The sequence below is a fragment of the Pseudomonas sp. R15(2017) genome (genome assembly GCF_002112685.1).
Classification (GTDB): Bacteria; Pseudomonadota; Gammaproteobacteria; order Pseudomonadales; family Pseudomonadaceae; genus Aquipseudomonas; species Aquipseudomonas glycinae.
The window spans coordinates 130,557-157,317 of record NZ_NEII01000001.1 but is presented as its reverse complement, the minus strand read 5'-3'; the positions used below and the strand labels follow the sequence as shown (position 1 = coordinate 157,317).

23 protein-coding genes are annotated in these 26,761 nt (G+C 62.3%); 9 read left to right on the top strand and 14 right to left on the bottom strand.

The window, feature by feature from the left end:
* The first annotated feature begins 8 nt into the window (after positions 1 to 8).
* From folE2 to CAF77_RS00705, 6 genes are read left to right on the top strand one after another with little or no spacing between them, the layout of a single operon-like run.
* Positions 9 to 905 (top strand): GTP cyclohydrolase FolE2, encoded by an 897-nt coding sequence (gene folE2, locus CAF77_RS00730; RefSeq protein WP_064379717.1) that lies wholly within the window; start codon positions 9 to 11, stop codon positions 903 to 905.
* On the top strand, positions 902 to 1,570 hold the full coding sequence (locus CAF77_RS00725) for a metal ABC transporter ATP-binding protein (RefSeq protein ID WP_064379716.1): 669 nt from the start codon (positions 902 to 904) through the stop codon (positions 1,568 to 1,570). Before folE2 ends, CAF77_RS00725 begins: the two co-directional genes overlap by 4 nt.
* Entirely contained in the window at positions 1,570 to 2,436 is an 867-nt protein-coding gene (locus CAF77_RS00720; RefSeq protein WP_064379715.1) for a metal ABC transporter permease, read from the top strand. The genes CAF77_RS00725 and CAF77_RS00720 overlap by 1 nt, the downstream gene beginning before the upstream one ends.
* Positions 2,437 to 2,447: 11 nt before the next feature.
* Positions 2,448 to 3,323: a metal ABC transporter substrate-binding protein gene (locus CAF77_RS00715; RefSeq protein ID WP_064379714.1), complete on the top strand. Its 876-nt coding sequence runs from the start codon at positions 2,448 to 2,450 to the stop codon at positions 3,321 to 3,323.
* Entirely contained in the window at positions 3,320 to 3,880 is a 561-nt protein-coding gene (locus tag CAF77_RS00710) for a carbonate dehydratase (protein ID WP_011336655.1), read from the top strand. Before CAF77_RS00715 ends, CAF77_RS00710 begins: the two co-directional genes overlap by 4 nt.
* Before the next feature lie 3 nt (positions 3,881 to 3,883).
* The gene (locus CAF77_RS00705; RefSeq protein WP_064379713.1) at positions 3,884 to 5,221 is read left to right on the top strand and encodes a dihydroorotase; all 1,338 of its coding nucleotides are present in this window, start codon (positions 3,884 to 3,886) and stop codon (positions 5,219 to 5,221) included.
* A 40-nt stretch (positions 5,222 to 5,261) separates the two neighbouring features.
* Here CAF77_RS00705 and CAF77_RS00700 read toward each other — a convergent pair whose 3' ends face one another.
* On the bottom strand, positions 5,262 to 5,780 hold the full coding sequence (locus CAF77_RS00700) for a DUF3617 domain-containing protein (protein WP_007954220.1): 519 nt from the start codon (positions 5,778 to 5,780) through the stop codon (positions 5,262 to 5,264).
* Positions 5,781 to 5,926: 146 nt separating this feature from the next.
* Between CAF77_RS00700 and cls the strand changes: the two genes are divergently transcribed.
* Positions 5,927 to 7,366, top strand: a complete 1,440-nt coding sequence (gene cls, locus CAF77_RS00695) for a cardiolipin synthase (RefSeq protein WP_064379711.1) — start codon at positions 5,927 to 5,929, stop codon at positions 7,364 to 7,366.
* A gap of 2 nt (positions 7,367 to 7,368) precedes the next feature.
* Here cls and cfaB read toward each other — a convergent pair whose 3' ends face one another.
* From cfaB to hflK (CAF77_RS00670), 5 genes are all read right to left on the bottom strand, one after another.
* On the bottom strand, positions 7,369 to 8,556 hold the full coding sequence (cfaB, locus tag CAF77_RS00690) for a C17 cyclopropane fatty acid synthase CfaB (protein WP_064379710.1): 1,188 nt from the start codon (positions 8,554 to 8,556) through the stop codon (positions 7,369 to 7,371).
* A 177-nt stretch (positions 8,557 to 8,733) separates the two neighbouring features.
* Positions 8,734 to 10,641, bottom strand: coding sequence for a heavy metal translocating P-type ATPase (locus CAF77_RS00685; RefSeq protein WP_064379706.1), 1,908 nt, complete (start codon positions 10,639 to 10,641; stop codon positions 8,734 to 8,736).
* Entirely contained in the window at positions 10,638 to 11,696 is a 1,059-nt protein-coding gene (hflK, locus tag CAF77_RS00680) for a protease modulator HflK (RefSeq protein WP_064379703.1), read from the bottom strand. Before hflK (CAF77_RS00680) ends, CAF77_RS00685 begins: the two co-directional genes overlap by 4 nt.
* Complete coding sequence (gene hflC, locus CAF77_RS00675; RefSeq protein WP_085653922.1) at positions 11,693 to 12,739, bottom strand: protease modulator HflC; 1,047 nt, start codon at positions 12,737 to 12,739, stop codon at positions 11,693 to 11,695. The genes hflK (CAF77_RS00680) and hflC overlap by 4 nt, the downstream gene beginning before the upstream one ends.
* The gene (gene hflK / locus CAF77_RS00670) at positions 12,736 to 14,682 is read right to left on the bottom strand and encodes a protease modulator HflK (RefSeq protein ID WP_085653921.1); all 1,947 of its coding nucleotides are present in this window, start codon (positions 14,680 to 14,682) and stop codon (positions 12,736 to 12,738) included. The genes hflC and hflK (CAF77_RS00670) overlap by 4 nt, the downstream gene beginning before the upstream one ends.
* Before the next feature lie 210 nt (positions 14,683 to 14,892).
* Here hflK (CAF77_RS00670) and lpdA point away from each other — a divergent pair, with 210 nt between their 5' ends.
* On the top strand, positions 14,893 to 16,293 hold the full coding sequence (lpdA, locus tag CAF77_RS00665; protein WP_011336663.1) for a dihydrolipoyl dehydrogenase: 1,401 nt from the start codon (positions 14,893 to 14,895) through the stop codon (positions 16,291 to 16,293).
* Between the two features lie 37 nt (positions 16,294 to 16,330).
* On the opposite strand, the gene CAF77_RS00660 is transcribed toward lpdA, so the two are convergent.
* Positions 16,331 to 16,804 carry an Lrp/AsnC family transcriptional regulator gene (locus tag CAF77_RS00660; protein ID WP_007954205.1) on the bottom strand — a complete coding sequence of 158 codons (474 nt, stop codon included), beginning with the start codon at positions 16,802 to 16,804 and terminating at the stop codon, positions 16,331 to 16,333.
* Positions 16,805 to 16,947: 143 nt separating this feature from the next.
* Here CAF77_RS00660 and CAF77_RS00655 point away from each other — a divergent pair, with 143 nt between their 5' ends.
* A complete protein-coding gene (locus CAF77_RS00655) occupies positions 16,948 to 17,577 on the top strand; it encodes a LysE family translocator (protein ID WP_085653920.1) in 630 nt (209 codons plus the stop codon).
* Here CAF77_RS00655 and CAF77_RS00650 read toward each other — a convergent pair.
* The 7 genes from CAF77_RS00650 to CAF77_RS00620 are packed head-to-tail and all read right to left on the bottom strand — an operon-like array spanning position 17,574 to position 26,630.
* Positions 17,574 to 19,712, bottom strand: coding sequence for a hypothetical protein (locus CAF77_RS00650; protein WP_085653919.1), 2,139 nt, complete (start codon positions 19,710 to 19,712; stop codon positions 17,574 to 17,576). The two genes, CAF77_RS00655 and CAF77_RS00650, sit on opposite strands and share 4 nt — an antisense overlap.
* Entirely contained in the window at positions 19,699 to 20,892 is a 1,194-nt protein-coding gene (locus CAF77_RS00645; RefSeq protein WP_085653918.1) for a DUF3142 domain-containing protein, read from the bottom strand. Before CAF77_RS00645 ends, CAF77_RS00650 begins: the two co-directional genes overlap by 14 nt.
* A 48-nt stretch (positions 20,893 to 20,940) precedes the next feature.
* Positions 20,941 to 21,759 carry a class I SAM-dependent methyltransferase gene (locus CAF77_RS00640; protein ID WP_085612457.1) on the bottom strand — a complete coding sequence of 273 codons (819 nt, stop codon included), beginning with the start codon at positions 21,757 to 21,759 and terminating at the stop codon, positions 20,941 to 20,943.
* Positions 21,753 to 22,907, bottom strand: a complete 1,155-nt coding sequence (locus CAF77_RS00635) for an acyltransferase (RefSeq protein WP_085653917.1) — start codon at positions 22,905 to 22,907, stop codon at positions 21,753 to 21,755. Before CAF77_RS00635 ends, CAF77_RS00640 begins: the two co-directional genes overlap by 7 nt.
* A complete protein-coding gene (locus CAF77_RS00630) occupies positions 22,904 to 23,788 on the bottom strand; it encodes a class I SAM-dependent methyltransferase (RefSeq protein WP_085653916.1) in 885 nt (294 codons plus the stop codon). Before CAF77_RS00630 ends, CAF77_RS00635 begins: the two co-directional genes overlap by 4 nt.
* Positions 23,785 to 25,089, bottom strand: coding sequence for a glycosyltransferase (locus CAF77_RS00625; protein ID WP_085653915.1), 1,305 nt, complete (start codon positions 25,087 to 25,089; stop codon positions 23,785 to 23,787). Before CAF77_RS00625 ends, CAF77_RS00630 begins: the two co-directional genes overlap by 4 nt.
* Positions 25,083 to 26,630 (bottom strand): glycosyltransferase, encoded by a 1,548-nt coding sequence (locus CAF77_RS00620; protein ID WP_256576090.1) that lies wholly within the window; start codon positions 26,628 to 26,630, stop codon positions 25,083 to 25,085. The genes CAF77_RS00625 and CAF77_RS00620 overlap by 7 nt, the downstream gene beginning before the upstream one ends.
* Between the last annotated feature and the right edge of the window lie 131 nt (positions 26,631 to 26,761).

Sequence of the window (26,761 nt, the reverse complement as noted above, 5' to 3'; positions counted from 1 at the left end):
AACAGCTCATGAACGCGCTGACTTTGCCGGATGTCGCGGCGCAAGCCGCCCGCCAGGCCCTGCCTCTCGAATGGGTGGGGATGTGCGGCATCGCACTACCTGTGTTTATCGAAGGCCAACGCTTGGCTGCCAAAGCGGATGCAGGCGTCAGTCTGGATGATGGAGATGCACGCGGCATTCACATGTCGCGGCTCTATCTGGGGCTGGAAGCGCTGGAGCAGCAGAACCTTTCTCCCGCTCTCCTACGCCAGGTTCTGCAGGGTTTTCTCGACAGCCACGAAGATCTGTCCGATGCCGCTTATCTGAATATCCACACCGATTTACTGCTCAGAAGACCGGCATTGGCCAGTCCTTTGGCGGGATGGAAAACCTATCCCATCACCGTTTCAGCCCAGCTAAAAAACAAAGTGTTCCACGTGGAACTGAAAATCGACGTCGCGTATTCCTCAACGTGCCCATGTTCTGCAGCATTGGCGAGGCAGTTGATCCAGCAACAATTCGTCGACGACTTTGCCAACAAGCCACTGCAACACGCCGATGTGTTGACCTGGTTGGGTTCGGTACAAGGCATCGTGGCCACACCTCACAGCCAGCGCAGTACCGCCCAGTTGCATTTGCACCTGGATGAATTCGTCGACGAACTACCGCTGACGTCTATCATCAACGACGCCGAAGCAGCCCTCGGCACCGCCGTGCAAACCGCTGTGAAACGCGCCGACGAACAGGCCTTCGCCCTCGCCAACGGCCAGAACCTGATGTTCTGCGAAGACGCCGCCCGACGCCTGAACCTGGCACTGCGTCGTTCACCCGGTATCAGCGAATTCCACGTACGAGTCATCCACGCCGAAAGCCTTCATGCTCACGACGCCGTCGCCGAGAGTCATTGGCGCCGGGAGCAGCCATGATTCGCTGCCACAACCTGAGCTGGGGGATACCCGGCCAACCGCTCACTGCACCGCTCAACCTGAGGTTGGAAAACGGCAGTCTGACGGCAATCATCGGCGTCAACGGCAGCGGCAAAAGCAGCCTGCTCAAAGTCATCGCTGGTTTGCAGAGACCGCTGGCCGGCAAAGTCGAACTGGGTGTTCCACGCCAAAGCGGTTTGTCCTTCCTGCCTCAGCAACAGCATCTGGATCGACAGTTCCCGATCAGTCTTCAAGAGTTGGTGGCGGCCGGTTTCTGGGGACGCCGACTGTCGTCGCAACTGAGAGCCCAACGTCTCGAATCCGCACTGGAAGACTGGCACCTGAGCGGACTGGAACATCGTCCCTTGATGGCTCTCTCCGGCGGGGAACTGCAACGCGCCCTACTCGCTCGACTGAGTCTGGCCGACACACCGTTGCTGCTGCTCGACGAACCCCATGCCGCGCTAGACGAAGTGGGTCAGACACTGTTGTGGCAACACCTGCACGCCTGGCATGAACAAGGACGAACCCTGGTCGTGGTTTGCCATGACCTTGCCGCCGTGCGCCAACACATTCCACAGACCTTGCTGATCAGACAGAGCGGCTGCGCTTTCGGCAGCAGTGCCGACCTCATCCAGCAAACACCTCACACGCAGGTGGCCTGATGCTGACGTTGAGCCATTTATGGCAACCGTTCCACGAGTTCGTCTTCATGCGTCGGGCCCTGCTCGGCGGTCTGGGATTGGCGTGCAGTACGGCACCACTGGGCGTGTTTCTGATCCTGCGCCGAATGAGCCTGATCGGTGACGCCGTCGCCCACGGCATCCTCCCCGGCGCCGCACTGGGGTTCTGGTTCGCCGGACTGAGTCTGCCGGCGCTGACCCTCGGTGGACTCGGTGCCGGTCTGAGCATGGCCGGACTTGCCGCGTGGATCACTCGACGCACCGGCCTGCGCGAAGACGCCAGCCTCGCGGCCATCTATCCCATCTCGCTGGCCAGCGGTGTGCTGATTCTCGGCATCGCCGGCAAGCGACTCGATTTGCTGCACCTGCTGTTCGGCTCTGCCTTGGCGGTAGACGGGCCGACCCTCAACGGCATGTTGTGGGTATCGGCGCTCAGCCTGATGGCCATGGCGCTGATCTACAAACCGTTGCTACTCGACACGCTCGATCCGTTTTTCCTGCGCACGGTCAGCCGGCTCGGACCCGTCGCCCATGGCGTGTTCCTGACGCTGGTGGTGCTGAATCTGGTGATCGGCTTTCAGGCGATCGGTGCATTGATGGTGGTCGGGCTGATGATGCTGCCTGCCGCCGCCTCGCGCTTCTGGAGCCGACGCCTGCCGATCCTGATCGCCATCGCCGCGCTCATCGGTTGCGCCTCGGTATGGCTTGGACTGTTGCTGTCGTTCCACTACTCGCTGCCCAGTGGCCCGGCCATCGTGCTGGTCGCCGGTGGCGGTTACCTGTTTTCCGTGGTGTTCGGACCGGTTCACGGTCTGTTGCGCCGCCCGCCTTTGCTTACATCCCAATGAGGTGTTTCCCGATGCGCGCTCTACTCGTGCTGTTCAGCCTGATGCTGTCGATGTCGTTATCGGCGGCGGAAAAACTGCCGGTGGTCACCAGTTTCAGCATCCTTGCCGACATGGTGCATCAGGTCGGCGGCGAGCATATCCAGATCACCAACATGGTCGGCCCTGACGCCGATGCCCACACTTACGAACCCACTCCAGATGACGCCAAGGCACTGCTCAAGGCAAAGCTGATCATCAAGAACGGACTGGGTTTCGAGCCCTGGCTGGATCGGCTGATCGCCAGCACCGACACCAGAGCCCCGGTGATCTGCGCCAGTCGCGGCGTGATTCCGCGCTCGCTGGATGAGGACGGCGAAACCGTCCCCGACCCTCACGCGTGGCACAACCTGGCGAATGCCGAGCTGTACGTCGCCAACATCACCAAAGCGCTGATCGCTGCTGACCCGGCCAACAAAGCCGACTACGAGCGCAACAGCCAGGCTTACCTGAAACAGATCTACGCCCTCCTCGCCCAAGCGAAAGCCAAGCTCGGTTCACTGCCGCCGGGCAACCGCAAGATCGTCACCAGCCACGACGCGTTCGGTTATCTCGGTCAGGCCTACGGCATCGACTTCATGGCGCCACAAGGTCTGTCCACCGAACGCGAACCTTCCGCTGCCGAAGTCGCCGCGCTGATCACCCAGATTCGTCAGGCCAAAGTCAAAGCGGTGTTCATGGAAAACATCAAGGACGCGCGACTGCTGAAACAGATCGCCGACGAAAGCGGCGCGCACATCGGCGGCACGCTGTACTCCGACGCCCTCGCCGCCAGCGGCCCGGCCAGCACCTTCACCGGGCTGTTCGAATACAACCTCAACACCCTCCACCAAGCCCTGAGCCAACCATGATCCGTAAAAACCCTTCCGGTGATTTGCCGCAGATTGCCGAGTCTGCCTACGTCGATAAAACCGCAATCATCTGCGGCAAAGTCGTCATCGGTGAAAACGTGTTCGTCGGCCCGTACGCGGTGATCCGCGCCGATGAAGTAGACGCCACGGGCGAGATGGAACCGATCACCATCGGCGCCAATTCGAACATACAGGACGGCGTGGTAATCCACTCCAAATCCGGCGCGGCGGTGACCATTGGCGAATTCAGCTCGATCGCCCACCGCTCGATCGTGCATGGCCCGTGCACGGTCGGCGACCGGGTGTTCATCGGCTTCAACAGCGTGTTGTTCAACTGCGTGGTCGGCAACGGTTGCGTGGTGCGACACAACTCGGTGGTTGACGGTCGGGATCTGCCGGACGCGTTCTACGTGCCCTCCACCACCCGCATCGGCCCGGGAACCGACCTCTCACAATTCCCGCCAGTGAGCGTCAGCGCTTCGGAGTTTTCCGAAGACGTGGCGCGCACCAACGTCGACCTGGTGCGCGGCTACAAAGCCTTGCAGAACGAGTTCTGAATCATGAGCAGTGTGCTGATTCGCAATGCGCGGCTGGTGAACGAAGGGCGTGAGTTCGATGCCGATCTGTTGGTCAGCCACGGACGCATCGTCAAGATCGCCGGCAGCATCGAAGGTGAAAACGCGACCCGGGAAATCGACGCCACCGGCCAATGGCTGCTGCCGGGGATGATTGATGACCAGGTGCATTTCCGTGAGCCGGGTGCGCCGGCCAAGGGCAGCGTCCACACCGAGTCCCGTGCAGCCGTGGCCGGTGGCATCACCAGTTTCATGGACATGCCCAACACCCACCCTGCCACCCTCACCCTTGAAGCGCTGGCCGACAAAAAACGCCGGGCAGCAATCAACTCGGTGGCCAACTACGGTTTTCACTTTGGCGTCAGTCACGACAATCTGGACACGGTCGCAGCACTCAACCCGAGCGAAGTGGCCGGGGTCAAAGTGTTCATGGGCGCGTCCACCGGCAACATGCTGGTGGACGACCCGCACACCCTCGAGCGCCTGTTCGCTGAAGTGCCGACGATTCTGCTGGCCCACTGTGAACACACGCCGAGCATCGAAGCGAACGCCGCGAACCTGCGTCAGCGGTACGGCAACCAACTGCCACCCGATGCCCATGCGCAGATCCGCAATGCCGACAGCTGCTTTCGCTCATCGTCTCTGGCAGTGGATCTGGCCAAACGTCACGGCACTCGCCTGCACGTCCTGCACCTGACCACGGCCCACGAGCTGGCCCTGTTCGAAGATAAACCGCTGACGCAAAAACGCATCACCGCCGAAGTCTGCCTGCACCATTTACTGTTCGATGAACGTGACTATCCGAACCTCGGCAACCTGATCAAATGCAACCCGGCGATCAAGTCCCGGAGCGATCGTGACGCCCTGCGCCAGGCACTTCTGAGCAATCGACTGGACGTGATCGGCAGCGATCACGCACCGCACACCTGGGCGGAAAAACAGCAAGCGTATGAACAGGCACCGTCCGGGCTGCCATTGGTGCAACACGCGCTGCCGGCGTTGTTGGAACTGGTGGCGGATGGCGTGCTGCCGATCACCACGCTGGTGGCCAAGATCAGTCACCGGGTGGCAGATCTGTTTGCCATTCCGGATCGCGGATATTTGCGTGAGGGGTATTGGGCGGATCTGGTGTTGATTCAACCGGAGCCAAAAGGTGTCGCGGTTTCACGCCAGCCGGTTCTGTCGCAATGCGGCTGGACGCCGTTCGCTCAGCGTAGCTTTCGGCATCGGGTCAGCACGACGATGGTGTCAGGGCAGATCGCGTGGCATGACCATCGGATCCATGACAACTGCCAGGGATTGCCGCTGCGGTTCATGCGCTGAAAAAAAGAACCGCCTCCACTCGATGTGGAGGCGGTTTGATTTACGCTCTCGGTTTGACGGTGCCGCAATCCTGACCCAGCCAGACCGCCCGGGTTTCCAGACTGCCCTTCTGGTTGATCCCGATCGCATTGAAAGTACCGTTGGCGACAGTGGTGAACTCACGATCACTGAGGAACGTCGCGACGCCGGTGCCTTGGGCTTTCGGGCAACTGAAGCGGAATTTCCACTGGTTGCCGACGCGCTCGGTGATCTGCTGCTTGCAGCCCGACTGTGGGTCCGCCAACGGAATATCGTTGGTCGCCACCTGCTGTGGCGTCAGGCAGGCCCGGATGCCCTTGCCGCCGATGTTGATCCCCTGCTTCTCCAGTTCAGCCCGCTGCTGCGGGGTGATCTGGCCTTGAATCTGACCGAGGATCGATTGCACATCCATCACCTGATCGTCGACCTTCACATTGCTCGACGTCATTTCCCACAACCCCGGCTGCAGCATTTGCGCCTGAGCAACCACCGGCAAGGCCAAACCCAGGCCCAGCGCCAAACCCAGCAGACGAACGTTCATTGAAAAACTCCTGATCAGTAGTGGCCGTTAGACGCCGGCCGCCCGTTTCGGTTCATGGCAGGCGCTGGCGGCGTGAAAACAAATAGCGACAATCGCCATGGAACATGGTCTGTTAAGCATTGAATCTTCAGGAGCAAGGTTGCCCCATGGATTATTTCGGACCGCACATTTTCGGTTATCTGATCGCCCTGATACACACCCTCGGCTCGATCGCCGCGATCCATGCCGTGTTGACCGTCCGCACCGCCCAAGGCTCGATCGCTTGGGCGCTGTCGCTGATCTTTATTCCCTACCTCACCCTGATTCCTTATCTGGTGTTCGGCCGCAGCACCTTCGATGGCTACATCAAGGCCCGCCGCCAGGCCAACGAACAGATGCGCCTGGCGATTTCCGAACTCAACTGGCGGCCGTGGGTGGAAGAAGCCCTGACCGCCCGCGCCTCGAATGCTTACGACTCATTGCGCGCGATGCCGAAGCTGGGGCGCATGCCGTGCCTGGCCAACAATGAAGTGCAATTGCTGATCAATGGCGCGGCCACCTTCGAGGCGATTTTCCACGCAATCGACCAGGCGCGGGAAGCGGTGCTGATCCAGTTTTTCATCATTCACGACGATCGTCTTGGTCAGCGCCTACGCGACCTGTTGCTGAAAAAAGCGGCCGAAGGCGTGGTGATTCATTTGCTCTACGACCGCATCGGCAGCCATGCCCTGCCCCACAGCTACGTGCAGGCGCTGCGCGACGGCGGCGTCGAGGTCAAGGCGTTCGCCACCCGCAGCGGCTGGCTCAATCGGTTCCAGGTGAATTTTCGCAACCACCGTAAGATCGTGGTGGTCGACGGGCTGATCGGGTTTGTCGGCGGTCACAACGTCGGCGACGAATACATGGGTGAAAAGCCACCGCTGGCACCGTGGCGCGACACCCACGTCCAGGTGCGCGGCCCCGTGGTGGCGTGCATGCAGGAGTCGTTTGCCGAAGACTGGTTCTGGGCCGCGCGGACATTGCCGCCGCTGATCCTGCCGGACGCTTACCCGGATGACGGCGTGCTTTGCCAATTGCTTGCAAGCGGCCCGGCGGATGCTTACGAAACCTGCTCGCTGTTCTTTGTTGAGGCCATCCACGCCGCCACCGAACGCGTGTGGATCACCAGCCCCTACTTCATTCCTGACGAAGCCGTGTTCGCGGCGTTGCGCCTCGCAGTTTTGCGCGGGGTCGACGTGCGCCTGTTGCTGCCTTCGCGTCCCGACCACCGCATCGTCTACGCCGCCTCCAGCCTTTACGCCTTCGAAGCGGTACGCGCCGGCGTGCGGGTATTCCGCTACGAACCGGGGTTCCTGCATCAGAAAGTGGTGTTGATCGACAGCGAAATCAGCGCCATCGGCAGCGCCAATCTGGACAATCGTTCGTTCCGGCTGAATTTCGAGGTGATGCTGCTGACCGTCGACAGCGAATTCGCCGCCAGCGTGGAACAGATGCTCAACGACGACTTCGCCCTGGCCTACGAGGTCGCCAAAGAAGAAAGCCGGGAGATCCACCGCCTGCAACAGGTCGGCATGCGGATCGCCCGGCTTATTTCACCGATTCTCTAGGTTCAAGGATGGTAGATGTCGTCCCTCGTCCACGGCAGTTCATGGCTGCCGTCGGCATGGGCCTTCACAGCGAGGATCTGGTGCAGATTGATCCAGCCGCGAGCGAATGCATAAGCGCAGCCCGCCAGGTACAGACGCCAGATACGCAACGCCTGGTCCGGCACCAGTTTCGCGGCGGCTTCAAGGTTGTCCTCCAGCCGTTCGCTCCAGTGGTCCAGAGTGCGTGCGTAATGCAGGCGCAAACTCTCGACGTCGACAATCTCCAGACCCGCTTCGCTGATCTCGGCCGAGATCATCGCCAGGTGCGGCAGCTCGCCGTTGGGGAACACATATTTCTCGATGAAATCCCCGGCGCCGCGCCCCACAGGGCGGCCATCGGTGTGCTTGGCGGTGATGCCGTGATTCATCACCAGACCGCCCTCTTTCACCGCGCCGAACAGGGTTTTGCAGTATTCGGCGAGGTTGGCGTGGCCGACGTGCTCGAACATGCCGACGCTGACCACTTTGTCGAAACGCCCGTCCTGGGGCAGATCGCGGTAGTCGAGCAGTTGCAGTTCGATCTGATCTTCCAGCCCCTCGGCTTTGACCCGCTCACGGGCCAGCGCCAGTTGCTCTTTGCTCAGGGTGATCCCGAAGACCTTGGCGCCGAACTCACGGGCGGCATAACGCGCCAGTCCACCCCAACCGCAACCAACGTCCAGCAAATAGTCGCCGGGCTGCAGACGCAGCTTGCGGCACAGGTGTCGGAACTTGGCTTGCTGGGCTTGCTCCAGGGATTCGCTGCCGGTTTCGAAATACGCGCAGGAATACGCCATGTCGCTGTCCAGCCACAGCTGGTAGAACGCGTTGGACAGGTCGTAGTGATAGGAAATGGCTTTGGCGTCGGTTTCCTTGTCGTGGAGCGTACGCACCGGCTGACTGTCCTCGTCTTCATCGAGCAGCGCGGAGCTCAGCTCATCGCACACCCGGATGACTTCGCTGATCGAGCCCTCCAGTTCGAGTTTTCCCTCGACGAACGCCGCCCCCAGCGCGTCGAGACTTGGATGGGTCAACTGGGACACCATCAACGGGTCCTTGACCACGATGGTGACGCTGGGCGCCGGGCCCAGATTGAATTCATGGCCGTCCCAGAGTCGCAGGCGCAGCGGAAGCTGCAGATTCTGTAAGGCCGGTGGAAGTTGCGCGAGCATGGAATATCCCCCTGGTTTCAGACGTCTGATCTGAGGGTAGACCATCCTTGAAAATTAGCAGGCTATCGATTTGATAGTCGCCGACTATCAGCCGCACAGGCTGTAATGGCGCTGTCATCCTTGCTTCAGTGCGCCTTCTCAAATGACTGCGAGGGCGGCGCACAGTTCGAAAAATGATCAGTCCGACGCCTTCAGCTTCAGCAGCGGCTCCTGAAACCGCAGCAGGCGACCGGCATTGCCCAGCACCAGCAACGTGCTCAGGTTGTGCAGCAATGCAGCGATCATCGCCCCCGCTGCACCGAGCCAGCCGAAGGCCGCGAACACCACAATGGCCAGCGTCCAGCCCAGGCCAATGATCACGTTCACTTGCAAGGTCCGTCGACACTGACGACTAAGGCGCACGCAGGTGCCGAGCCGACGCAGGTCGCTGCCGATCAGCACGATATCGGCGGAGGCCAGCGCGATGTCCGCGCCACCCGCGCCCATCGCCACACCGACCACTCCCGCTTTGAGCGCCAGCGAGTCATTGATCCCGTCGCCGACCACCATCGGCCGGAAGCCGTTGTCGATTTCCTTGAGCACTCGATTGAGTTTGTCTTCGGGCAACGCCTGGGCTTCGACTTCGTGCAGGCCGACATCCTTGGCCAGTGTCTGCGCGACGCTTTGCCGGTCACCGGTCAACAGCAGTTGTCGTCCCAATCCGAGGTCACGCAGTTCACTCAGCGCAAATCGCGCTTCCGGTTTGACGGTGTCGGCCAGCAACAGCCAGGCGAGGAATTCGCCGTTCAATGCCAACCCGGCAATCGGGCCATCGTGTTCGGGGATCGCCGTGGTCGGGATGCCCAACTGCGCAAACAGCTCCGGGCGCCCGAGCGCGGCCTCGCCTTGCTCCGTCCCGGCGACCACGCCCAACCCCTGCCGCTCATGAATATCGGTCAGCACCAGCACCTGTTCCGCGCTGACCAGTCCGGCCAGCGCGCGGCTGACCGGATGGCTGCTCGCCGCACCCAGGCTTGCAGCCAGCGCCATCACCGACCCGTGATCCGCTCGCGGGCTGTTGATCGACTGCAAGCGCAGCGTGCCGTAAGTCAGAGTGCCAGTCTTGTCGACGACCAGCGAAGTGAGATCAGCCAGCTCCTCAAGAAATGCCGAACTGCGAATCAGAATCCCGTGCCGCGCCGCCACCGCCACCCCGGCAATCGCCGTGGCCGGCGCTGACAACACCAGCGCGCATGGGCATGCCGCCACCAGCACCGCGAGCATCGCCTGTGCATCGTTGGTGATGAACCAGGTCACCGCCGCGAGCAGCAACACCAGCACCATGTAACTGCCGGCATAACGTTCAAGCAAACGGGTGATCGGTGGCTTGGAGCGTTCGGCGTTCTGCATCAGCGCGATGACTTTGCCGAGGGTAGATTCATCCCCGGTACGGGTCACTTCGATTCGCAGCAACCCGTCGAGGTTGATCGCGCCGCCGAACACCGCCATGCCGACGCCCGCCTCCACCGGTACCGACTCACCGGTGATCGACGCCGTGTCGAGGCTGGCCTGGCCGGATAAAACCCGACCGTCCGCCGGCACCCGATCCCCGGCGCGCACTTCGACGTTATCGCCGGCCTTGAGCGTGCCGTTGTCGACTTCGATGATCGAGCCGTCCGCCTGCACCTTGCGCGCATGGCTGCGGGTCAATTGGCCGAGGGCATGAATCGCTTCCTGGGAACCGATCACACTGCGCTCTTCCAGCACGTGGCCGAAGATCATGATGATCGGCAACAACGCGGCCGTGAGCAGATCACCCGTGGCCCAGGCTCCTATCATTGCCAGGGCGATCAACTGGTCGGTGATGCCGTGCAGGCTCGGATAACGCAGGCTGAACCACGCCGAACGCATTACCGGCACCGCGACTAATAAAGAAGCGAATCCGAGCAACAACTGACTGACGCCGGTTTGCTCCGGCATCAGCCAGCGCCAGATCAGCCCCAGACCGAGCAAGCCGAGGGCGAGCATCGCCAGGGTCAACTGGCGCGCGGCGCGGCGTTGTTCGGCCGAGGACAACAGGCTCGGAGCGGAGGTGGTTGCAGTCATTGGCTGGCTCCCTGAATGATCAGGCGTGAATCGTCTTTCGGATCAACCGTGGTCACCGAACCGGCCTGACCGAGAATCTTCGGCATCCGCTCGCGGTACAGACGCAACAGCAGTTGCGGGTCCGTGCCCTGCTGTTGCGCCTTGGCCAGACTCAACACCGTCGCCGTGTCGGCGGAGGCTTTGGCCAGGCGCTCACCGGCCTGGGCGTGGGCGACTTGCAGCGTGCGGTCGGCTTGCTCGTTGGCGGACTGGGTGAGTTTCTCAGCTTCCGTGCGGGCATTGGCGACCGCTTTGTCGGCTTGCTGGCTGGCGGTGAGGACGGCGTTGAACGCACTCACCGCCGGCTCCGGCAGACTCGATTGCACATCGACCCTCGCCACTTCGATGCCGATGCCCTGCCCGCTCGCCTTCAACTCGGCGAGACGTCGGTTGATGCCTTGCACCAGGTCACCGCGCAACCTTTCACGACGTTCGGCAGCCTGATTATCAGCGCCGATCAACTCCGGTCGCGCCACCAGAATCGTGTCCAGATCCCGCGCTGCCGTCAGTGCGACTGCGCTACGCGTTACCACTCGATCCAGCGCCGGCAGCACATGTTCGCCTTGCAGTACGAAGTCATAGGGATCGGTGACTTTGTAGAACACCCGCACATCCAGCTGCACAACACCGGCATCACCGGTGAGCAGATAACCGGAACCGGCCAGCGCATCACTCAGCGGCGTGGCGAAGGTTGCCACGCGATCCGCCTGCAGGGCCTGATCGCTGCGCAGCAAGTTTTCCACTCTGCGCTCGATCACCCGATCCGCCGCCGGCAATAAAACCACCTGTTCGAACGGCTGCGGCCACGCCAACAACAGCCCGGCATTCTGAATGCGATCCAGCGCTCCGAAATGCAAAACCACCGCTCGGTTTTGCGGATCGATCTGCCGGACATTGGAAAATGCCCAGGCCAATGCCGCGAGCACGGTTACCGCGTACAGCGCGAAAAACGCCAAACGTCCTGCTTGAATCCACGGACTGTTCAGCGAATGTGTTCCACGTGGAACTTCATTCATGGCTGCAATCCGCTCTTGCTGTCGAGATTCGGCGGACCGTCGACCAACACCCGGAATGGCGCGGCGTCGGTGCGCAGGATCAGTTTGGTGTCTGGCGAAACGATAGTGCCGAGGGTGTCCAGCGAACGAAGCAAGTTATACAGCTGCGGCGAACCGGCGTAAGCACGCCCGTAAATCTGCGCCGATTCCACCCGCGATTGGGCTTCGATATCGGCGGCTTTCACCGTGGCATCGGCTTGCACGATTCGCGCATCGCGTTCGGCGGCGGAGCGGATCTGCGCCGCTTCACGTTTGCCGATGGCAGTGCGTTCGGTGGCGATGGTTTCACGCTCTGCGCGCATCCGGTCAACCGTTGCGGTCAGGGTCACCGATGGCAATGTCAGCCGTTCGATGCCCACCTGCACCACGCGAACGCCATAAGTGGCGAGCAGTTGCTGATCGATTTGCTGACGCAACTGCGCTTCAAAATCGGCGATGCGAACCTGACTGGCATCGGTGTTCACCAGATTGGCCAGATCGAAACTGCTGGCCGTGGTTTCCAGTGCCGAGCCGACAAACGTGCGAATCTGCCGCGCCGCTTCGTCCGGCTGGTTCTGCACCGCGCGCATAAAGCGCTGCACGTTGTCGGGATCGCCCTGCACCTGCCAGGCCACGTACGCCTGCACGATGATGCGCAGACCGTCGCGGGTGCCGACATCCTGCAAGCCGCTGGAGGTCGTGCGCAAACGCAGATCCACCGGGATCGCCGCTTCGAACGGCGCCGGCCAACGCCAGCTCAGTCCCGGTTCCAGCAACACGCGGGACGGGTTGCCGAAACGGGTGATGACCGTGGCTTCACCGGAGCGCACTTGCACCAGGCTCGCCGCCGCGATGGCAAACGCCACCAGCAATGCCGCCCAGCCCATGCGTTTCCACGGAAAAGGCCCCGCCTCTTCCGGCGCACCGTGGTGATGGTGATGATGCCCGTGATGGTGATGACCGCCGCCATGAGCATGATCGTGGCCGCTGTGGTCATGGTGATCGTGAGTGTGCGACTGGCTCAATGGGTGGCTCCTGGCTGAGCGGTGGTGCGCGCCGGATCTACCGGCAGCGTGAACGTACGCAGGTCGATGGTCGGTGCGTTAGTGCTGCCGCCCAGGCGATGGTCGAGTACCAACAGTTTGGCTTTGCTCAAACCCTGGCTGAGTTGGCTGAGGTATTGCTCCAGCACAAAGGCCTGGCCGGCGCTGGCGTAGGCTTTTTGTTCGGCGCTGAATTTCAGATCCGCCGCCCGGGCGGTGGCATTGATTTCGTGGGCGTTGGCACTGGCCTGGTCCCGCGCGAGGCTGGCCTGCAACTGCGCCTGATTACTCGCTTCGGCAGCGGCACCGCGCTCGCGGGAGATCAACGCCTGAGCACCGATCTGAGCCGCCTGCACGCTGTGATAGGCATTGGCCGCCCCGGCCGGTGGGTGAATCGCTTCGACTACCGTGGCGAGAATTTCCACACCGCTGTCGAGTTTCTGCAGATCGCTTTGCACGGCGCGGCCGATTTCTTCGGCGAGCCCGGTCCTGTCCTCGCCGAGCAATCCGTCGAGGGTACGCGAGGCAAAGTCATGCACCAGAATCCGGCTGGCGGTGCTGCGGATCAGCGTCGGCACATCGGCGCTGTTGTAAGTGGCGGCCAGCGCGGCTTGATCGCTCAGACCGATGCGATAGACGAAGCGCACGTCCATGTTGACGATCTGAAAGCTCTGCTGATCGCCACGGCTGCTGGCGATCACCTGTGACTTGTCATTGACGTGGCTGGCGTCCCACAAACGGTTGGCGGTGAGTGGCGCCGGGCCTTCTGCCGGGTCCAACTGCACGGGTGCCGGGTTCTCGCCGACGCTGGTCGCCAGTTCATGCACCACGCCGTTCTCAACATTCAGCACACGCCCCAGTGGCCAGGGCAAACCCGCATGCAGCCCCGGCCCGAACACCTGCACCGGTTTGCCGAAGCGCTCGTAGATGCCACGGCTTTGCATCGGAATTTCGTGAAGGCCGGTGAGCAACCAGCCCACCGTTGCTACCAGCACCAACACCGGCAAGAACGCGCGGCGCATGTAACTGAAGGCCCAGATCTGACGCAGATCGATGCCGAAGCGGTTATGCAGTTCATGCTGCAACGCGAGCAACGGTTGTGGCGGCCAACGCAGCAGATCAGCGACAAAACTGCGGGCCAGCAGCACCGGTTCGAGTTGCTCGCGGCGCGGGCTGAACAGCGACAGCAGCGCACGCAGCAGCAATTCCAGAGCAACCAACCCCGGCAAAATGCCAATCAACACTGCCAGCCGCACCGGCCAGATTGCACTGTCACTGGCGAACAACAAACACAGCGCGCCCAGCACCAGACTGATGATTGCCACTCGAGTCAGCTGCGCCAGCGCTCCGGCCTCGGGCCATTGCGCCGGGTTTTCCTGCGCCAGCTGTCGCTCCAGTACCAGCAGAGCGAACGCCAAGAGCAACGCGATGGCCGCGCCGACCGTGGCGGACACCCCCACACCCGCCGCCGGCAGCGTCAGATTCCACATTTGCTCGATGCTTAACAGCGCCAGCAACGACCACCCGCCCAGCCACAACGTGGCTGCGCCGATCTGCCCGAGCAGCTGCAGACTGCGCTGGCTCATGCGATCCAGCAGTCGCTCGTACCAGCCTTCTGGCGCAGGTTCTTCAGCAGCCGTCACCGGCACCACGGGATTGATCACCCGCGCCCGCCATTGCGTCACCCACCACGCCGATTGCAGCCCGGCCACCAGCACCAGCAGTGCCGCGCTCTGATTGACCAGCAGCGCGGGCCACAGCGATTGCGGCGCAAACAGCCCGACAAAAAATGCCAGCACCCACCCTGCACCGGCCAACGCAGCCAGACCGATCGCCAGGCGACGCAAGCGCCGGCCCTGCGTCGCCGCTTGCTGAAAGCGCGGCAACCCGGTGACCGGCGTGCCTTCATCCAGATCGACTTGCATATCCCCCCAAAACCCTTGGCTCACTGCACATATCGTTACGATATAACGAAAGTCGTGAAATATTTGTACTCATTTGCATCATTCAAAGATGCGCAACCTGTCGCTTGCCTGAAGCCTTGACCGAAATGTCGGGAAACGCTCATATTACGTTCGTAATTTTTAGCACGAACTACTTTTACTGATCCGCATCCTTCAGCCAGGAGCAAGAGCATGAGCAACTATGACGTGGTGATTCTGGGCGGTGGCCCCGGCGGTTATAACGCAGCGATCCGCGCCGGCCAGCTGGGCCTCAAGGCCGCGTGCGTCGAGGGTCGCGCCACGCTGGGTGGTACCTGCCTGAACGTCGGCTGCATGCCGTCCAAGGCGCTTTTGCATGCGTCAGAGCTCTACGAAGCGGCCCTGGGAGCGGAGTTCGCCAACCTCGGCATCGAAGTCAAACCCACGCTCAACCTTGCGCAAATGATGAAGCAGAAAGACGAAAGCGTGAGCGGCCTGACCAAAGGCATCGAGTTCCTGTTCCGCAAGAACAAGGTCGACTGGATCAAAGGCTGGGGCCACATCGACGGCCCCGGAAAAGTCAGCGTGACCGGCGATCAGGGCAGCAGGATCGAGCTCACCGCAAAAGACATCGTCATCGCCACCGGCTCCGAGCCCACTCCCCTGCCCGGTGTGGAGATCGACAACAAGCGCATCCTCGACTCGACCGGTGCGCTGTCCTTGAGCGAAGTGCCCAAGCATCTGGTGGTGATCGGCGCTGGCGTAATCGGTCTCGAACTCGGCTCGGTCTGGCGCCGGCTCGGCGCGCAGGTGACCGTAGTGGAATACCTCGACCGCATCTGCCCCGGCGTCGACGGCGAAGCCGGCAAGACCCTGCAACGTTCGCTGAGCAAACAGGGGATCAGCTTCAAGCTGAGCTCGAAAGTGACCAGTGCCACTTCATCGGCCAACGGCGTACAACTCAGCGTCGAGCCCGCCGCTGGCGGCAGCGCGGAAATCCTTGAAGCCGATTACGTTCTGGTGGCCATCGGTCGTCGTCCATACACCCAGGGCCTGGGCCTGGAAAACGTCGGCCTGAGCACCGACAAACGCGGCATGCTCGCCAATAAACAGCATCGCACTGAAGCGCCTGGCGTGTGGGTGATCGGTGACGTGACCTCCGGGCCGATGCTCGCGCACAAGGCCGAAGACGAAGCCATGGCCTGCATCGAACAGATCGTCGGCAAGGCCGGCGAGGTCAATTACGACCTGATTCCCAACGTGATCTACACCCGCCCCGAGCTGGCCAGCGTCGGCAAGACCGAAGAGCAGCTGAAGGCCGAAGGCCGGGCGTACAAGGTCGGCAAATTCCCGTTCACCGCCAACAGCCGGGCGAAGATCAATCACGAGACCGAAGGCTTCGCCAAAGTCATCGCCGATGAGCGCACCGACGAAGTCCTCGGCGTGCACCTGGTCGGCCCGAGCGTCAGCGAAATGATCGGCGAGTTCTGCGTGGCCATGGAGTTCAGCGCCTCGGCCGAGGACATCGCGCTGACCTGCCACCCGCATCCAACCCGCTCCGAAGCGTTGCGTCAGGCGGCAATGAATGTCGAGGGGATGGCGACGCAGATGTAAGCACTGTGCGAATACTTCCCGCGCAATGCGGGAAGTATCAGGACGGCAGATGCCCCAGCGGCAACGCGCCGGGCGTCTTCACCGTGTGGATCGCAAAATTGCTGCGGATATCGCTCACCCCCGGCAGCTTCAACAGGCACCCGGTGAGAAAGCGGTCATAGGCGCGCAGATCCGGCACCACCACTTGCAGCAGAAAGTCCGATTCCCCGGACACCAGAAACGCGGAAATAACCTCCGGCAATGCCGTCACCGCCCGGTGGAATGCCTCGGCCTGTTCGTCGTTGTGCCGCTCGACCTTGACCCCGACAAACACCGTCAGCCCCAACCCCACTTCATCACGATCCAGATTGGCCTGATAACCGCGAATCACCCCGGCCTCCTCCAGCATCCGCACCCGGCGCAGGCACGGCGATGCCGACAGACCGATTTCGTCAGCCAGCTGCACATTGCTCAGGCGCCCGTCCCGTTGCAGCGCGGCGAGAATCTTGCGATCAAAGGCATCCAGTTTCATGGCTGGCAGATCCTGATGGCTTAGGCGGTGAAGGAGCGCAGATTATGCCAATTCAGAGGCCTTTAGAAGCTGACTACGCAACCACCTGCCCTGCCCTTCGGCTCTAAACTGAGGCGACCGAATCGACGACGAAGGGGTGCGACATGGCTAGTCTCTGGCTGTTTTTCCTGGCGCTGGCAGTGGTCTTTCTGTTGCCCGGCCCGGACATGATCCTGCTGTTGCAGACCGGCGCCCGCCAGGGTCGCGGCGTAGCGCTGGCCACGGCGGTGGGCCTGGCCGTTGCCCGAGGCTGTCATGTAGCGCTCGCGGCATTGGGGCTGGCGGCGCTGTTCAAGGCGGCGCCGTGGACGTTCGATGCCGTGCGAATCGCCGGGGCGGCGTATTTGCTGTGGATTGGTATTCAATGCCTGCGCACTACGTTGCTGCCGGATCTGAACGCCGGCACCCTCACGGACAGTCATGCGCAGTGGTACGCCGCCATCCGTCGCGGCCTGTTGACCAACCTGCTCAACCCGAAAGCGTTGCTGTTCTGCTCGGTGTTGCTGCCGCAGTTCATCGTGGCAAATGGCGCACCGGTGCTGACGCAATTCGCCGCGCTTGGCGCGATGCTGGTGGGCGCCGGTCTGTTGTTCGACAGCGCCTACGCCCTGACCGGCGCCGCGCTGGGCCGCTGGCTGAAGCACAACCCGACGGCCCAACGGGTGCAACAGTGGCTGTTCGGCAGCCTGTTGATCGGCTTCGCCGTGCGCCTGACGTTTGTCCAGCAGGCTTAGGTTTTGCGAGCCTTGCGCTGGCGGCGGGTGATCAGCAAGAACGCCACAGCGGTGAGGGCCACGATCGCTCCGATCTGAACCGGCCACTTGTACGGCCGCAGTGTCGAACGCACCGAGTCGGTCACCTGAGTGACGTAGCGCTTGTCGGCACTTTCGAAGTCCGGATAAGGACACTGATGGCCGAAATCTACGGCCCACGGCACGTACGGCCCTTCGTCGACATAGCGTTTGTACAAGGCGCTCTGCTCTTCCAGGCTGCTGTTCCAGCCCGCCGCCGAGCACAACACGGCGGCGAACGCCTGACTGGTGTGCGGCAGATTATCCGCCGCCCGGCTGGCCAGCGCCGTGGCGACAAACCGATAGTGAAAACGCTCATCCGGCTGCGCTTCACTGGTCTTCTGACGCTGCACTTCGGCTTCGCTGACCAGCGGGCCGACTTTCAGCTCGGTATTTTCCAGGCTGTAGTTGCCGCCGAAGGTCGCGTAATCCGGAGCCATTTCATAGCCCAGGATGTCCATGCCCCACTCACGGGCCGTCCACGCGGCATTGAACAGCGCGCTGGCACGCTTGGTCGGCCACCAAGCCGAGTCGGCCTTGAGGCGTTGCTGGCCATAGAGCCGGGCCTTGTTCTGCAGATCAGCATTGTCGAAATAACCGACCGCTTCTTCGTAATGCCCCTCACGCAACAGGCGCCGACCCAGCAGATTGCGCAGGCTGGCGGCCACTGGCAGCGGCACGTAATTGTCGCGATCCTGCTGGCTCAGCGCGGGCGGTGCCGGGACGTTGGTATCGACATAGTTTTTCAGCTCATCGACCGTCAGCACTCGCTCGGCCACGGTCGCGGCGTCGAACCAGTAAATATGCTGGCTGCGATACAACTGGTCGAAGGCCTGCAGGTACTCGCCACGTTGCAGCGCAAGAATTGCGCTTTCACCTTCGACCCGGCATTTGGGCTGCACGGTTTCGAGATTCCAGTCGGCGGTGCGCCGCTCGCCCCAGGATTCGTCCTGCGGGAACGCTTGCGCAGCTTTCGCATAGGCCGCAGCTGCCGCGTTCCTGTCGCCATCGCGCACCGCCAGTTTTGCCCGCAGCCACCACGCCAGACCGCTGTCGCCCGCGTGTTCGAGGAACGCCTTGGCGCTGGCGTAATCGCCTTGCTGATAATTCATCGCCGCCAGGCGATCAGCGTTGTCGAGGCTGCCTCGGGTACTCGCTTGCAGCGCCTTGACCAGCTTCTTCTCGTTCGGCGGTTCATCGCCGAACGACCAGCCAATGCGGCTAATCAGCGAGGCGGTCACCAGTTGCTGCACGGCTTCGCGGCGCAGCAATTTCGCCAGCCGATCTTCGGGCTCCTCGGCCAGTTCGTTCATCAACTGCTTCAGCGAGGTGTAACCGACGTTCGAGCCATGCAGGTTCTGCGCGGCATACAGCTTGATGGCGTTGTTCCAGTCACCCGCCATGCGCAGCGCCCGCGCCTCTTCGCCAAGGCTGGCCACACCCAGTTCCAGCGGATCGCTGAAACCGTCGATGCTCAGTTGCCGCGTCTGGCGGAACGCGTCGATAGCGTTTTCCCAGGCTTCAAGCGCATCGCCCGCTTCGCTGCTCATGGCAAAGAACGCCCGGCCCAGAGAATAGGCAGCCCAGGTGCTGCGTAACGCCCGCTGATCGGCCGGCAGCGCCAGCAACTGACGGAAATACTCGACCGCCAGTTGATGGTCACCGGCGCCGAACGCCACCGCGCCCGCCACATACAGACGCAGTTCCGCCGGCAGGCTCGCGCCCTGCACGTCAACCTGATGCGCATCGGTCAGGCCGCGCAGTTGTTTGACCAGCGCTTGCTGTTCAGGGGTCAGGCCGATCTGCTCGGCCTTGTCGCGCACCTCGGCGGGATCTGGCGCCTCGGCGTAGATGTCATCCGGATTGTGGGTGGTGGCGGTAACGTTCTTCAGCCCGGCAATGGTTTTGCCGAGGCGACTGATCTCGAATCTGAAGTTGCCCTCCGGCAGTTCCGCCAGTGATTGCCCACGATCATCGAGCAGACGCATCGGAAAATCCGGGCCGCAGGCCAGCGCCGAGCCCAGCGGCAGGCTGAGGCTCAGGTAAAGCAGATGGCGGGGCCAGTTACGGGTCAACATGCGAACCTCCTTGATCAATATTTGCGCAGCGTGCCCAACCGATCGCCCGCTGCCCGCCCGCCGGCAGGCGGCCGTCGCGCAGGCGGGTGAAGGTAAGCAGATCCGCCGTCTGTTGCAACGCATAACCGGCGAGCGCGTCAGCCCCTTCGCAGCCCCGGGCCTTGAGGGTGATGCGGGCGGGCCAGGCGCTGTCGAGGTTACCGACATTACGCAGGGCGATGTCTTGCAGGCCATTCTGATTGGTGAACGTGAGGCCGAGCTGGCTGCTCAATGCATCGCCTCGGGCGACCGCACGCAGCGTGCTCAGGCTCCAGGCTCTGCGGTCGTTGGCCAACGGCAGGCGAAACCAGATCAGACCGGCCAGGTGCGCCGGGCGATCCTCGCGAAGTTCAATGGCCAGCCGGCCCAGTTGTTGCGGATCGGCGAGCAATTCGCGCCGCTGGCCACCGCGCTCGAGCGGCACTTCGCTTTCCACCACCGGGGCGCCATCGACATCCGGCAATAGCGCCACGCCATAAGCCGGCAGCGCCAGATAAAACGGTTTGTCGGTCACCCGCCCCCAGGCCTTGGCCCAGCGCCGCGCCTGCTCGGGATCGAACAGACCGCGACGCGGATCGCTGACGGCATGCACCTGCAACACACTGCTGTCGACGGTCGCCAGCAGCGCCGGCAACTGCGGGCTGTCGAGCCAGGCAGGTAACGCAGTGATGCTCAGGCGCAGATTGGCCGGCAATGCGTCGCGCAAGTGGGTGAGGAATTCGGTGTAAGCGGACAGTCGGGCACTGCCGGCGTCATGGTCGATCTCGACGCCACTCAGGGTCAGTCCCTGCCCTTGCCAGTCGGCTAGTACTTGAAGGATTTGCGCCGTAACCGCTTGCGGGTCGAGCGCCTTGAGCTGGCCGTCGAGGCGAATCACCGCGATCAACGGCCGGGCATCGCGTTTCAGCAACTCGGTATCGATGCGTGCCCGGCTCCATCCGGCATTCGGGAAAGCCTGCAACGCCAAGACCCGCAACGTCGAAAAGTCGCTGCGACTGTCGTTCAGCGCAGGTTCATGGGCCGGCGTCCATTGCCGTTGCCAGACGTAAAGCTGCTGGTCGAGCGGCACTGCGTCCTGTCGTTCACAAGCACACAGCAACAACACAGCCACCAGGGCTGACCACCCGATGATAAAGCGCATACCTTGCAGATCCCTGAGACATCAGGCTGCAAGGTTACACAAAAGCGCTCAGGGCTTGCGGGCAATGATGACCTGACTTTTCGCCACCACCGCATCCAGCGCCTGCTTGATCTGCGCGCCGCGCGGCGAGTCGAGCACCGCTTGCCAGGTATCGGCCCAATGGTTGAGCAGCGGATGATCCGGGTTGCTGAATTCGACCTTGGCTTCCCAGAACAGCATCATCCACATTGACCAGTAAAAGCCGTACTGGCTATGGCTGATGATCTCGAGTCCCGCCTCGCTGACCATCGCCTTGAACTGCTCTTCGCTGATGATGCGAATGTGGTTGGGCTTCTGGAAATACTCCGGCGCGGCAATGTCCTTTTGCAGGTCTTCGGAGCTGGGGTGCGGCACGCTCAGCAAATACAGCGCGCCCGACTGGCCGACACGTACCAGCTCGGCAAGGAACTGCGCCGGGTCGTCGACGTGCTCGATGACTTCCGTGGACACCACGCGAGTGGCCGTGCCATCGGCGATCGGCAGCGGATTACAGTCGGTCACGTGGCATTCGACGCTGCGCGCCGGCGTATCGCTCAGGCGCTGGCGGGTCGCCTCGACCTTGGCGCCGTCGATGTCGGCAATGATGATCTTCGCCCCGCGCATGCCGCAGAAATGCACGTTGCCACCGTCGCCGCAGCCAACGTCGAGCAAGGTGTCATCGGCGGTCACCGGGAAGCCTTTGAACAGCTCACCGGTTTGCTGGTTGAACCAGCCGCTGAGCATCGCGTCGTGCAGGCCGAGCATGTAAGGGTCGACCTTGTCGGCGACCGGTGCGACAGCGTGTGCGGGGGCCGGAGCCGCCGTGAGTTTTTTCAAAAGGCTCAGCATGAGGTGGCTCCAGGGGACGAGACGACGGTTCGCGAGGTGCCGAGGCGTTTCACCAGCGTGGCGCCTCGATTGCGCATGGGCATTTCGATCAAGCGGTAATTGAGTTCGCTGAGCAGCACGATCAGGCCACCGGCAATCAGCAGCGTCACGATCGGATGCCCCGCCGGGCTCGGAAGATCGGCGCTCTGCAAACGAAAGGTCAGTTCCCGCACCAGTTGATAGGCCGGGATGTGGATCAGGTAAATGCCGTAGGAGCGGCTGCCGATCCAGGCCATCAGTCGTTGCAGCCTGCCGGCCGGCAGCAGGTAATTGCGGTCGTACGAAGCAATCCACACCAGAACGGCGCTGAGCACGGCGATAGACCCGATGCGGTAACCGGCAAAAGTGAAACGGTCGGTGGCCATGAAGCTCAGCAGCGCTGCGAGGCCGATCAGCGCCAACACTCCGGCCCATGGCCGACGCAGGAATACCGGCTGCCAACGGCAGTAACCCGGCTGCACGCTCCACATCGCCAACAGCACGCCCAACGCCAGCGCATCCGTGCGAATCACCATCAGCAGCGGCGTACGCACCGTGAACAACTGCACCGCCACCAGTGCCAGCAATGCCCACACCAGGTGCTTGCGGCACAGCAGGATCACTAGCGGGAACAGCAGGTAGAACTGCTCTTCCAGCGCCAGACTCCAGTAGACGAAACTGCTGCCGTATTCGTAATGAAAGAACGCATCGGCAAAGCGGAAGTTGGCGTACTGCAGCACCCCGGCCAACGTGGCCTGGACGTTGGCGGACCACGTGCCGAACGCCCCTGATCGATTGAGAAACACGCACGCCAGCAGCATCAGCGCCAGCCATAGCCAGGCCGAGGGCAACAGACGAAACGCCCGACGCAGCCAGAAATTGCGCGTCTGCTCCCAGTATTCCCGGCGGTTGCTGCAACCGCGCAGCGCCGGAATCAGGCTGCGGGCGATGACAAACCCCGAGATCGCAAAAAACAGGTCAACGCCCCACCATGGCTGCGCCCAGGCATGGATCCTTTCAAGCAGCGGCACCGGGTCGGTGAACAGGCTGCCCTGCAAGTGATGAAACAGCACGCCGAGTACCGCAATAGCACGCAGCACTTCGATGTCCATGATCCGCTTGCCGCTCATGACACTCGTCCTGCATCGAGCGGTTTGCGGGCGATGATTACCTGACTCTTGGGCATGAATCGGTCGAGTATCTGCTTGATCGCCAATCCGTCTGGCTGCGCCAGCAAGTCCTGCCAGGTTCTGGCCCAACTCTCCATCAACGGTGGATACGGCGCCTGGATCCGGTCGCGCACGGCCCCCCCGAGGTCACGCCCGGCAGCCCGTTCGCTGGCCCAGAAAAAAATCATGCCCATCACCCAGAAAAACCCCGTGGCCTGACGATGCTCGATCACCAGACCGGCATCCTCCACCAGTGCCGCGAAGCGCTCCGGGGTAAAGATCTGCACATGATTGGGTGACTGGTAATAACCCGCCGGGGCAATGCCCTGCTGCAAATGCTCACCCACCGGCGCCGGGACACTGAGCAGGTACAGCGCACCGGGACGACCCATGCGTACCAGCTCGGCCATGAACGGCTCGGGCTGATCGATGTGCTCCAGCACTTCCATGCACACAACCTTGCTCGCACAGCCATCGCTCAGTGGCAGTGGCAGGCTGTTGCTGACCAGGCCGAGACTGGCCTTGCGGCTCTGCGCCTCGACTTGTCGGGCGAGGTCGCGCACCTTGTCGTGTTCGCTGTCGGTGAAGATCACCGAGGCCCCCTGGCGCACGGCGAACAATGTCGCCACGCCCTCACCGCACCCCACGTCGAGCAGGGTGTCGTCCGCGTCAATGGCAAAGCCCTTGAGCAACTCGCCACTGTCGCCGTGAAACCAGCCGTCGAGCATGGCATCGTGCAGGCCGACGTCCCGCGGCGACACGCTGACGGACACAGGATCCGGCAGAGAGTCCGGCACCGATGGCGCAACCCGACGCAAACGCCTCAGCCATGCGCGGATCATGCGCCCGTGGCTTCCGTTGCAGCGATAGCGCGGAGCTCGTGCACTTGAGCGAGAAAATCGCGCAAACGCTGCTCGGCCACCGCCTGACTGCAGAACGCCTGGAGACTGGCAACGGCTTGCGCCGACATTTGCGCATAACGCCCGGGATCGTTCTTCGCCACCTCATAGCTGTCGCGATAAGCCACGCAGACCGATGCCCAGTTGGTCATGTAACGCAACGTGCGGAATGCCCTGCGCGGGTCGTGAGGCCAGGCCGTGAGTTCATCGGTGGACTCGACCAAAAAGGCGTTGTCGGTGCTCAGGTAATCGATCATCGCCGTGGTACGCGGCGCCACGGCCGGTTTGCCGCAGGACATGAATTCCATCAGCGGCAGGCACTGGCCCTCGCCGTAGGAAGTGTTGACCACGTAACGGGTGGCCTGCACCAGACGCTCGTAGTCGGCGTCCGCGAGGTAGCCGTAAATCAGCACGATGCGGCAGCGGTAGGTCTGGTTTTTATACAGGTGATGAAGAATGTCGCTGAGCGCTTCTTCGGCATCGTGATGCGTGAGCTTGAGTACCAGCGTCGCGTCTTCGACGTCGCGGAACGTCACGCAGAAGGCGCTGAGCATGTCTTCCCAGTTCTTGCGTCCGTCACCGGGATTGAACACCGACGTGTAGACGACACCGTCCAGCAGCAACTCCTGCTCGCGCACCGGTGCCTGGAAATCGATGCCCTTGCCACGGCGCAGGTGTTTCGGGCCGAACGCATTGAGATCGAGCTGACGACTGTCGGCGACCAGCCCTTTGATCGTCAGGCGCACCGGCCCTGTCGAGGGCTGCCCCTGAAGCTGCGCGCCCCGGGCTGCAAAGCGATCCCACACCGGCGCCGGCACCGCGACAATCGGGTAATCGGCGCCCATGGCCTCGCGCACGGCGTTGACCGTGTAGCTGGAATGGGTGATCGCCGCGCCGCAGGCCCGGAGCACCGTGCGCCAGTCATTGCGAGGCTCGTTGTCGAAGGGTTCATTGGGGATGGTGCTGAACTCCCAGGCGAACACCGGCAGCGTCGGGCACGCCAGGTGGATCGGCGTGCGGTGCGGCGGCGAGAACGAGAGGAACACGCAGGGCTCGCCACGGGACAGGCACTCCAGGTACAGCGCATCGACTTCGCGCGCCGGATCGACGACTTCCACCACACGCCCAAGGCGTTCGAGCACCGGCCGGTATTCCTTGAGCACGAAGTAATAGCTGTACTCCGAACGACCGAGGTTCTGCGCAATGGTGTGCTGGTTGGTTTCCGAATGAATGATGATCAGCATGAGGCGTTGTCCGTCACGGGGGCGGCATCGACGGTCAGTGGCGCGAGGCCGAAAAAGTCCGCCATGCGCTGCTGCACTGGGGCAAACGCGCAGTAGTCGTGCATGCGCTCGACAGCAGCGGCAGACATCCGCGCGTACTCCTGCGGCTGCGCCTTGGCCATCCGGTAGCTGTTCTCATAGGCGCTTATGAGCGAAGACCAGTCCGGCCGATAGCGCAAAGTGCGGTAGATGATGCGGGTGTCCTGGGGCCAGATCGTCAGCTCTTCGCTGGATCGGACGACGAAGGCCACGGTGTCGTCGATGTAGTCTTCCATGGCCGTGTGATCCGGGGCGATCACCGGTTTGCCGCTGGACATGAATTCCATCAACGGCAGGCACAGGCCTTCGCAGCGTGAAGCGTTGACGTAAAAACTGGCGGCCTGGTAAAGCCGCGCGTATTGCGCATCGTCCAGATAACCGTGCATCACCAGCACCCGGCAGGCGAACGGTGTCAGTTGTGCGAGCAGGGTCATCAGTTCGCTGTAGTAGGACGCCAGATCGTTCTGGGTGATTTTCAGCACCAGCGTCGCGTCAGGCGTTTCGCGAAAGGCCCAGCAGAAAGCGGTGACCAGATGATGCCAGTTCTTGCGGCCGTCCCTGGGGTTGAACACGGTCACGTAGATCACGCCTTCTACCGTGACCTCGACCACCGAGGACGTGTCCGGCAGATCCAGCGGCGGTGGCTCGGCTACGGCCACCGCATGCGCTGCGGCAATGGCCGGCAGGCGTTTCTCGAGCCAGGCGTGTATGCGATCCGAGAGCAGATCCTGCACACCTTCCCAATACCAGTGATGCAGGAACTTCACCCGGTCTTCACCCGCCCCCAGCCACCACAGACGCAGATAATGGCGGGCAATCACCAGGCGGCGTTTGAACGTCAGCGGTGGTGGGCGTAGCGCCTCGATTTCGGCCAGTTGTTCGGCAGTCAGGGGCTTGGGCAACAGATCGTCGGCAGATAACGCCAGCGTGCGACTGTCGAAAATGCAGCCCTTGATGGCCAGGGTCGCGCCGGGATTGATCGGCGCACTGACATGTTGCTCACGAATGGCGGAGAAGTTTTCCCACAAGGGCGTCGGCAGCACGAGTACCGGAAAGTCCTCGCCCATGGCGCGGCGAATCGCGCGGGCGGTGTGGCTCGACAGCGTAATGACCCGTCCCTGTCGGGCGAGCATTTGCGTCCAGTCGTGGCGCGGATCATCGTCCCATGATTCATCGGGGATCGAATCGAATTCCCATGCAATCACGCAGATCGTCGGGCATTCAAGGTCGGTCGGGGTATTTTGTGGCGGCGTGAAGGACAGGAAAACGCTGCTTTCACCGGCGGCGAGCAGTTGCCGATAGAGTGGATCAACCTCGGCGCTGGTAGACACCACATGCACCCGCCCCAGGCTTTCCAGCACCGGGCGATAGGCCTTGAGCACGAAGTAGTAGCTGTATTCGGGACGCCCCAGACTCTGGCTGATGGAGCGGTCGTTGACGTCCGAGTAGAGAATGAAATTCATGGCATCCCACGGTGCAACCGCCATCCCGGCAGCTTCACGCTATGACGACCGAGCGTCGGATCGAACCGGCATCAGCGCTGTTCGTCCTGCGTCATCGGGCACGTCTCGTTCTTGTTTTAATGGTCGGTTTT